1 protein-coding gene and 1 pseudogene are annotated in these 4,247 nt (G+C 44.2%); both read right to left on the reverse strand.

Annotated elements, in window-relative coordinates:
* Window positions 1-1,538: pseudogene (locus Q0203_RS03635) on the reverse strand (DNA-directed RNA polymerase subunit beta'); the annotation flags it as partial.
* Between the two features lie 102 nt (window positions 1,539-1,640).
* Window positions 1,641-4,247 (reverse strand): DNA-directed RNA polymerase subunit beta (gene rpoB, locus Q0203_RS03640; protein WP_297929625.1); only part of this gene is annotated, 2,607 nt, incomplete at its 5' end.

Raw genomic sequence — 4,247 nt, forward strand, 5'->3', positions numbered from 1 at the left:
TAGTAAAGACCCAACACCACGTCTTGTGATGGAACGATAATCGGATCACCGTTTGCCGGAGAAAGAATGTTGTTGGTGGACATCATTAACGCACGCGCTTCTAACTGCGCTTCCAACGTTAACGGTACGTGTACCGCCATTTGGTCACCGTCGAAGTCCGCGTTGAACGCCGCACAAACAAGTGGGTGTAATTGAATCGCTTTACCTTCAATTAAGATCGGTTCAAACGCTTGAATACCCAAACGGTGCAATGTTGGCGCACGGTTCAACAGAATCGGATGTTCGCGAATGACTTCAGCCAAGATATCCCAAACAATCGCATCTTCACGCTCCACCATTTTCTTCGCAGCTTTAATCGTGGTTGCATAACCACGGCTTTCTAATTTTGCATAGATAAACGGACGGAATAATTCCAACGCCATTTTCTTCGGTAAACCGCATTGATGTAAGTGCAAGTATGGACCTACGGTGATTACGGAACGACCGGAGTAGTCAACACGTTTACCCAACAAGTTTTGACGGAAACGACCTTGTTTACCTTTAATCATATCTGCTAATGATTTTAACGGACGACGGTTAGAACCGGTAATAGCACGACCGCGGCGACCGTTATCTAACAACGCATCAACAGATTCTTGTAACATCCGTTTTTCGTTACGCACGATAATATCCGGTGCGATTAAATCCAATAAACGTTTTAAACGGTTGTTACGGTTGATGACACGACGATATAAATCATTCAAGTCAGAAGTCGCAAAACGACCGCCATCTAACGGCACTAACGGACGTAAATCCGGTGGAAGCACCGGTAATACGGTCATCACCATCCATTCCGGTTTATTGCCGGATTGTAAGAAGGCTTCCAATAATTTTAAGCGTTTAGTGATTTTCTTACGTTTGGTTTCGGAATTGGTTTCTTGTAATTCTTCACGTAAATTTTCGCATTCCGCTTCCAAATCGATACCGCGCAATAAGGCTTGAATGGCTTCCGCACCCATTTTGGCATCGAACTCATCTTGCCAACGGTCTTCCGCGTCAAGATATTGTTCTTCGGTTAACAACTGACCGCGCTCAAGATCGGTCATACCCGGTTCGATCACAATGTAAGATTCAAAATAAAGCACGCGTTCAATATCACGCAACGGCATATCTAACAATAAACCGATACGGGACGGCAGGGATTTTAAGAACCAAATGTGTGCTACAGGTGAGGCTAATTCAATGTGCCCCATACGTTCACGACGAACTTTAGTTTGAGTGACTTCTACGCCACATTTTTCACAAATCACACCGCGGTGTTTTAAGCGTTTGTACTTACCGCACAAACATTCGTAATCTTTTACCGGTCCGAAGATACGGGCACAGAAAAGACCGTCACGCTCCGGTTTAAAGGTACGATAGTTGATTGTTTCAGGTTTTTTAACTTCACCGTATGACCAAGAACGGATCATGTCAGGTGAGGCTAAACCGATTTTAATCACATCAAAATCTTCAGCGGTTTTTGATTGTGCTTTTAAAAACTTAACTAAGTCTTTCACAGATTTGCTCCTGTCGGAGTTAAACTTATTCAAGTGCGGTCGTTTTTCAAAACGTTTTTAAAATCGACCGCACTTGGGCTCAATAGGGGTCAATACCCTGACTTATTCTTCGTCCAAGTCGATGTTGATACCAAGTGAACGGATTTCTTTCATAATTACGTTGAAAGATTCCGGTGTGCCCGGATCCATTTGTTGGTTGCCGCTGACGATGTTTTTATACATCTTCGTACGACCGTTCACGTCATCGGATTTCACAGTTAACATTTCTTGTAAGGTATAAGCCGCACCATAAGCTTCAAGTGCCCATACCTCCATCTCACCGAAACGTTGACCACCGAATTGCGCCTTACCACCCAACGGTTGTTGAGTAACAAGACTATAAGAACCGGTTGAACGCGCGTGCATTTTATCATCAACCAAGTGGTTCAATTTGAGCATATACATGTAACCTACTGTTACCGGACGCTCGAATTTCTCACCTGTACGACCATCATAAAGGGTAATTTGACCGGAAGTCGGTAAACCACCAAGCTCTAATAAGCCTTTAATTTCTTTTTCATGGGCACCGTCAAATACCGGTGTCGCAATCGGCAAACCTTTACGCAAGTTTTGTGCTAAACGCATCACTTCTTCGTCAGTAAAGGTGCTGAGATCCACTTTTTGTGAACCGCCACCAAGGTCATAGGCTTTCTGCATGTATTCACGCAATTTCGCGATAGATTGTTGTTGTTTAATCATCGCGTTAATTTGATCACCGATACCTTTTGCCGCCAAACCTAAGTGAGTTTCTAAGATTTGACCGATATTCATACGGGACGGAACGCCCAACGGGTTCAATACGATTTCAACAGGTTGGCCGTTTTCATCGTATGGCATGTCTTCCACAGGGTTAATTTTTGAGATAACCCCTTTGTTACCGTGACGACCCGCCATTTTATCACCCGGTTGAATTTGACGTTTCACCGCCAAGTACACTTTAACGACTTTCAACACGCCCGGTGCCAAATCGTCGCCTTGGATAATCTTGTTGCGTTGAACTTCTAATTTACGTTCAAATTCTTTGCGTAATTCTTCGTGTTGCTCCGCTAACTGCTCTAATTGGTGTTGTTTTTCCTCATTATCTAAGGTTTGTTCCAACCATTTAGTGCGGTCTAATTTATCTAAGGATTTCGCATCGAAACCACCGGATAACAATAGGTTGCGGACACGCATAAACAAGCCGGCTTCCAAGATCTCAAACTCTTCGCTCAAGTCTTTTTTCGCTTGTTTTAATTGCATTTCTTCGATTTCTAACGCACGTTTGTCTTTTTCTACACCATCACGGGTAAACACTTGTACGTCAATAACGGTACCGGAAACGCTGTTTGGTACGCGTAAAGAAGAGTCTTTCACATCAGACGCTTTTTCACCGAAGATCGCACGTAATAATTTTTCTTCCGGGGTTAATTGGGTTTCACCTTTTGGTGTCACTTTACCCACCAGAATATCGCCGCCCTTCACTTCTGCACCGATATACACGATACCGGATTCATCCAATTTGCTTAATGCAGCTTCACCAACGTTAGGAATATCTGCAGTAATTTCTTCTGCACCTAATTTGGTATCTCGTGCCACGCAAGAAAGCTCTTGAATGTGAATGGTGGTGAAACGATCTTGTTGTACCACACGTTCGGAAACTAACATAGAGTCTTCGAAGTTGTAACCGTTCCATGGCATGAACGCTACGCGAATATTTTGACCAAGCGCCAATTCACCTAAGTCTGTAGATGGCCCGTCTGCCAAGATTTCACCACGCTCAACTGGCTCACCTAATTCCACACAAGGAATTTGATTGATACAGGTATTTTGGTTAGAACGGGTATATTTGATTAAGTTATAAATATCAATACCGGCTTCGCCCGCAACGGTTTCGTCTTCATTGACTTTCACCACAATACGGGAAGCGTCCACGTATTGAATCGTACCACCGCGTTTTGCAACAACCGCAACACCGGAGTCAAGCGCTACTGCTTTCTCAATACCGGTACCAACTAACGGTTTGTCTGCACGCAAGGTTGGCACTGCTTGACGTTGCATGTTCGCACCCATTAAGGCACGGTTCGCATCGTCATGCTCTAAGAATGGAATCAAAGCTGCCGCCACAGAAACCACTTGTTGGGTAGAAACGTCCATATAGTGAATTTCTTCAGGTTTATAAAGACCTGATTCACCATGTTCACCACGACAGGTAACAAACGCATCGGTAAAGCGGAACTCGTCATCAAGATTTGAGTTCGCCTGTGCGATAACGTATTTACCTTCTTCAATCGCAGAAAGGTATTCGATTTCTTCAGTCACTTGGCCATTGACGACTTTACGATATGGTGTTTCTAAGAAACCGTAGTCGTTGGTACGTGCATAAACGGAAAGCGAGTTAATCAAACCGATGTTCGGACCTTCAGGGGTTTCAATCGGACACACGCGACCATAGTGAGTCGCATGGACGTCACGCACTTCAAAGCCGGCACGCTCACGGGTTAAACCGCCCGGGCCCAATGCAGAAATACGACGTTTATGTGTGACTTCTGATAACGGGTTGTTTTGGTCCATAAATTGGGATAATTGAGATGAACCAAAGAATTCTTTCACTGCAGCAGAAATCGGTTTCGCATTAATTAAATCTTGTGGTGTAACCGCTTCCAGGTCACCTAAAGACAAGCGCTCTTTCAC

The sequence above is a fragment of the uncultured Aggregatibacter sp. genome (genome assembly GCF_938046485.1).
Taxonomy (GTDB): Bacteria; Pseudomonadota; Gammaproteobacteria; order Enterobacterales; family Pasteurellaceae; genus Aggregatibacter.